Genomic DNA, 5,680 nt, shown 5'->3' with positions numbered 1-5,680 from the left:
ACCCGCCGGGGGGCCCCCCGCCGGCCCCCCCCCCCCCGCCCCGCTTCCCACCCCCCCCGGGCCCCCCCCCCCCCGAACCCCAGGCGGGGGGCCCGCTCCGACCGGAGCGGGCCCACGTCGCAGTTGACGGTCCGTCAGAGCACCTGGAGGTTCTTCCGCAGCTCGAACGGCGTCACCTCGGAGCGGTACTCCTCCCACTCCTGGCGCTTGTTCCGGAGAAAGAAGTCGAAGACGTGCTCGCCGAGGGTCTCGGCGACCAGTTCGCTGCGCTGCATCAGGTCGATGGCCTCGCCGAGGTTCTGCGGCATCGGCTGGATGCCGAGGGCGCGGCGCTCTGAGTCGGTGAGCGCCCACACGTCGTCGTCGGCGCCGGGCGGGAGCTCGTAGCCCTCCTCGATGCCCTTGAGTCCGGCGGCGAGGGTGACGGCGTAGGCGAGGTAGGGGTTGCAGCCGGTGTCCAGGGAGCGGACCTCGACCCGGGTCGAGCCCTGCTTGCCGGGCTTGTACATCGGGACCCGGATCAGCGCGGAGCGGTTGTTGTGGCCCCAGCAGATGTACGAGGGGGCCTCGCCGCCGGCGCCGGCGGTGCGCTGGGAGCCGCCCCAGATCCGCTTGTAGGAGTTGACCCACTGGTTGGTGACGGCCGCGGTCTCGGCGGCGTGCCGCAGCAGGCCGGCGATGAAGGAGCGGCCGACCTTGGAGAGCTGGTACTCGGCGCCCGACTCGTGGAAGGCGTTGCGGTCGCCCTCGAACAGCGAGAGGTGGGTGTGCATGCCCGAGCCGGGGTGGTCGGAGAAGGGCTTCGGCATGAAGCTGGCGTGCACGCCCTGCTCCAGCGCGACCTCCTTCATGACCAGCCGGAAGGTCATGATGTTGTCGGCGGTGGAGAGCGCGTCGGCGTAGCGCAGGTCGATCTCCTGCTGGCCGGGGGCGCCCTCGTGGTGGGAGAACTCCACCGAGATGCCCATCGACTCCAGCATCGTGATGGCCTGGCGGCGGAAGTCGTGGCCGACTCCGCGCGGGGTGTGGTCGAAGTAGCCGGACTGGTCGGCCGGGATCGGCGGGGTGCCGTCGCCGGGCAGGTTCTTCAGCAGGAAGAACTCGATCTCCGGGTGGGTGTAGAAGGTGAAGCCCAGGTTGGACGCCTTCTCCAGGGTGCGCTTGAGCACGAAGCGCGGGTCGGCGAAGGACGGCGAGCCGTCGGGCATCAGGATGTCGCAGAACATCCGGGCGGTGCCGGGCGTCTCGGAGCGCCACGGGAGGATCTGGAAGGTGGTCGGATCCGGCTTGGCGATCATGTCGGATTCGTAGACCCGGGCGAAGCCCTCGATCGCCGAGCCGTCGAAGCCGATGCCCTCCTCGAACGCCTGCTCCAGTTCGGCCGGGGCCACCGCCACCGACTTCAGGAACCCCAGCACATCGGTGAACCACAGCCGGACGAACCGGATGTCACGCTCTTCAAGCGTACGAAGCACGAACTCCTGCTGCTTGCCCATGGGGGACAGTCTCACCTCTGCTCTTTACGTTCGTGTTACGTCCGGAAACCGCCCGAAAGCGACTTCCCCCCATCATGGCGGATCACCGCCTCCGACGGCAGCGGCGACCCCGCCCGGGACATAGCGTCAGTTTGACGATTACACTGCGGGGCATGCCCACTCTCCGTCTCGCCCTGAGCCAGATCGACCCCTGGGTCGGTGACATCGCCCGCAACGGCGACGAGGTGCTGCGCTGGACCCGCCGGGCCGCAGCGGCCGGCGCACAGCTGGTCGCCTTCCCCGAGATGGTCCTCACCGGCTACCCCGTCGAGGACCTCGCCCTGCGCAGCTCCTTCGTCGAGGCGAGCCGCTCCGCGCTGCGCGAACTCGCCGCCCGCCTGGCCGCCGAGGGGCTCGGCCACCTGCCGGTGGTCGTCGGCTACCTGGGCCGCTCCGAGCGGACGGCACCGAGGCTCGGCCGCCCGGCCGGCTCCCCGCAGAACTGCGCGGCGGTCCTGCACGGCGGCACGGTGGTGACCCGATTCGCCAAGCACCACCTGCCCAACTACGGCGTCTTCGACGAGTACCGCTACTTCGTGCCGGGCGACCAGCTGCCGGTGCTGCGGCTGCACGGAGTCGACGTCGCGCTCGCGATCTGCGAGGACATCTGGCAGGACGGCGGCCGGGTGACCGCCGCCCGCGAGGCCGCGGCCGGGCTGCTGCTGGTGCTCAACGGCTCACCGTACGAGCGGGAGAAGGACGACACCCGGCTGGAGCTGGTGCGCCGCCGGGCCGCCGAGGCGGGCTGCACGCTGGCGTACGTCAACATGGTCGGCGCCCAGGACGAACTGGTCTTCGACGGCGACTCGGTCGTGGTCGGGGCCGACGGCACGGTGCTGGCCCGCTCGCCGCAGTTCGAGGAGCACCTGCTGGTGCTGGACCTCGACCTGCCCGCCGCGAGCAGCGACCACACCGACGGGCTGCTGCTCGGCGACGGCCTGCAGCTGGTCCGCACCGAACTGGGCGGCGACCCGCAGGAGGCGCCCGCCGAACCGCCGAGCCGGGCCGGCATCGCGCCCCGGCTCGGCGACGAGGCCGAGATCTGGTCCGCGCTGGTCTCCGGCACCCGGGCGTACGTCCGCAAGAACGGCTTCCGCTCGGTGCTGCTCGGGCTCTCCGGCGGCATCGACTCGGCCCTGGTCGCGGCGATCGCGGTGGACGCCCTCGGCGCCGACCGGGTGCACGGCGTCTCGATGCCGAGCCGCTACTCCTCCCAGCACTCCCGGGACGACGCCGCCGAGCTGGCCCGGCGCACCGGCCTGCACCTGCGCACCGTGTCGATCGCCCCGATGTTCGACGCCTACCTGGCCGCCACCGCACTCACCGGGCTGGCCGAGGAGAACCTGCAGTCCCGGCTGCGCGGCACCCTGCTGATGGCGATCTCCAACCAGGAGGGCCACCTGGTGCTCGCGCCCGGCAACAAGAGCGAACTGGCCGTCGGCTACTCCACCCTGTACGGCGACTCGGTCGGCGCGTACGGCCCGATCAAGGACGTCTACAAGTCGCTGGTCTTCCGGCTCGCCCGCTGGCGCAACGAGGAGGCCGAGCGGCGCGGCGAACTTCCGCCGATCCCGGAGAACACCATCGGCAAGCCGCCCTCGGCCGAACTGCGCCCGGACCAGAAGGACTCCGACTCGCTGCCCGACTACGCGCTGCTGGACGCCGTGCTCGACCTGTACGTCGAGGGCGACCGGGGGCGGGACGCGATCGTGGCGGCCGGCTACGACCCGGCCGAGGTGGACCGGATCGTCCGCCTGGTCGACACCGCCGAGTACAAGCGCCGGCAGTACCCGCCGGGCCCGAAGATCTCCGCCAAGGGCTTCGGCCGGGACCGCCGGCTGCCGATCACCAACCGGTGGCGGCGCGGTTGACTCAGCCCTGGTATCGGTACTCGGCGGTGATCGCCAGGTGGTCGCTGCCGTCCCGCTCCAGGGTCCGGGAGTCGGTGGGCTTCAGGCCGCCCTTGCTCATGATCTGGTCGATCCGGGCCATCGGGAAGGACGCGGGCCAGCTGAAGCCGGGGCCGTCGCCCGCCGCGCCCTGGGCCGAGCGCATCTGCGAGGTGATCGGCGCCAGGCTGCGGTCGTTCATGGTGCCGTTGAGGTCGCCCATCAGCAGCACCTTCTTCAGCGGCTCCGCCTCGATCGCATCGCCGAGCGCCTGCGCGCTGGCGTCCCGCTGGTCGGCGGTGAAGCCGCTCTCGGGGTTCAGCCGCACCGACGGGAGGTGGGCCACGTACACCGCGACCGGGCCCTGCGGGGTGGCCACCTGGGCCCGGAAGGCCCGGGTCCAGCCCATCCGGATGTTCACCACGGACACCCCGCTGATCGGGTACTTCGACCAGAGCCCGACGGTGCCCTCCACCGCGTGGTACGGGTACGTGTCGGCCAGCCCGGTCTCGTAGCCGCGCAGCGCCTTGCCGGCCAGCTCCTGGAGGGCGACGATCTGCGCGCCGGACTGCTCGATCAGCCGTACGGTGCCCTGCGGGTCGGTGTTGGCGGCGGCCACGTTGTGGCTGAGCACCGTCCAGTCGCCCTTCCCGCTGCTCTTGTCGGTGAGCAGTCCGCCGAACAGGTCGAACCAGATCACGGCCGGCACCAGCAGGCAGATCAGCGCGGTCGCCGAGCGGCGCAGCAGCGCCGGCACCAGCAGCACCGGGAGGGCCAGGCCCAGCCAGGGCAGGAAGGTCTCCAGCAGGCTGCCCAGGTTGCCGATGTCGTTGGGGACCTCGGCGTGGAAGACCAGCAGGGCGGCGGTGAGCAGGGCGAGGAGGGCGATCCCCAGGCCGCGGCGCCAGGTGGTGGAGCCCCGGCCGTCCCGGCCCCAGTGCCGCAGGCCGAGGAAGCCGCGGCCGGCGGGGGTGCCGGGGCCGGCGGGCGCCGCCGGGCCACCGGGGACGTCGGGTCCGCCGGGGACGGCCGCCCCGTACGCCGCGGGCTCGGGGTACGGCACCGGCTCCGGGTACGCCGCGGGCCCCGGACGGGACTCGGCCCAAGGGCGGGGCGCGGCCGGGCCTGAGGGCACCGGCGCCGCGGGGGACGCGGGCACCGCCGAGGGCATCGGCACGGTGGGGTCCGGGTCGCCGCCCGCTCCCACGGCTTCCGCCGGGTGGTCCGCCCTGTCCGCCTGCGCCATGCCGCTCCCCGTGTCGAGCTCCGTGCTGTGCCTGTGCCGATGCCGGTCCGGACCGCTCGCACGGCCGTGCACCGGCCGTTCGTGCGGCCGGTGCGATCGGGTTCCCGGCCCAGCCTATGCCGGGAGGGACGCAGGTCCGGTCGGCCGGGGTTCCGGCGCGGCCCGGTTCAGTGACCCGGAGCACAGGCCGCCGACGGCGCGCCGGAGCGCGGCGGCGGCGCAGGTCAGCGGTGCGCCCCGGGCGCGTGTGCCCGCGCGGTCCGGGCGTGCGGATCAGGCCCGCGGGCCCGCCAGGCCGGACAGGAGGGCGTCCACCATCGTCGCCGGCAGCTCGGGGTCGTCGAGGTCGGACTCGTCCCAGAGCACGGTGCGGGCGAGGATCGGGCCGAGCAGCAGGTCGCCGAGGAGTTCGACGGGGAGGTCGCCGCGGAGCTCGCCGGTGGCGATCCCGCGCTCGACGATGGTGTGCAGCATCCGGCGGCGCGGCTTGATGGCGCGCTCCTTGTAGGCGGCGTGCAGCTCGGGCCAGTGGTGCATCTGGCCGAGGGCGACCTTGAGCACCCAGCGGGAGCGCTTGGCCAGGCCCCGTCGGCGCATGTACTCGATCACGGCGACCAGGTCGTCGCGGACGCTGCCGCCGGCGAGCTGCGGCTCGGGCGCCTCCAGCCGGGAGACCACGTCGACCAGCAGCGCCTCCTTGTTGGGCCAGCGCCGGTAGATGGTGGCCTTGCCGACGCCGGCGGCGGTGGCGATGCCCTCGATGGTGAGTTCGGCGAGGCCGGAGCCCTCCTCCATCAGCCGTTCGACCGCCGCGAAGATGGCCTGCTCGGCGGCCTCGCTGCGCGGGCGGCCCCGGCGCGGTCCGGTGCAGGCGTTGGCCGCGGCCTCGGTCGTCATCGCCGCTCTCCTCTCCGGGCGCCCGCGCGGCGCCGTCCGTACCGATTGTCGTCCGCCCGCCGGACCGGGTGAAGGGCGGCGGGGGCGGGCGCCCCGCCGGCGCCCCCGCCCGC

Annotated in this window: 4 protein-coding genes; 1 reads left to right on the top strand and 3 read right to left on the bottom strand. The window is 73.4% G+C overall.

All coding sequences use genetic code 11. The annotated features are described in order from the left end of the window. Positions 1-134: 134 nt before the first annotated feature. Positions 135-1,496 (bottom strand): glutamine synthetase family protein, encoded by a 1,362-nt coding sequence (locus ACWGB8_RS27955; protein ID WP_452216380.1) that lies wholly within the window; start codon positions 1,494-1,496, stop codon positions 135-137. A gap of 152 nt (positions 1,497-1,648) precedes the next feature. On the opposite strand from ACWGB8_RS27955, the gene ACWGB8_RS27950 reads away from it, so the two are divergent. Next, positions 1,649-3,406: an NAD+ synthase gene (locus tag ACWGB8_RS27950; RefSeq protein WP_452216379.1), complete on the top strand. Its 1,758-nt coding sequence runs from the start codon at positions 1,649-1,651 to the stop codon at positions 3,404-3,406. A 1-nt stretch (position 3,407) separates the two neighbouring features. On the opposite strand, the gene ACWGB8_RS27945 is transcribed toward ACWGB8_RS27950, so the two are convergent. Both ACWGB8_RS27945 and ACWGB8_RS27940 read right to left on the bottom strand, forming a co-directional pair. Beyond that, positions 3,408-4,370, bottom strand: a complete 963-nt coding sequence (locus tag ACWGB8_RS27945) for an endonuclease/exonuclease/phosphatase family protein (RefSeq protein WP_452216391.1) — start codon at positions 4,368-4,370, stop codon at positions 3,408-3,410. Between the two features lie 573 nt (positions 4,371-4,943). Continuing rightward, positions 4,944-5,567: a TetR/AcrR family transcriptional regulator gene (locus ACWGB8_RS27940; RefSeq protein ID WP_452216378.1), complete on the bottom strand. Its 624-nt coding sequence runs from the start codon at positions 5,565-5,567 to the stop codon at positions 4,944-4,946. Between the last annotated feature and the right edge of the window lie 113 nt (positions 5,568-5,680).

This window comes from Kitasatospora sp. NPDC054939, from assembly GCF_053610105.1.
The sequence above is the reverse complement of the archived record's forward strand: the minus strand, read 5'-3'. Positions and strand labels throughout refer to the sequence as shown.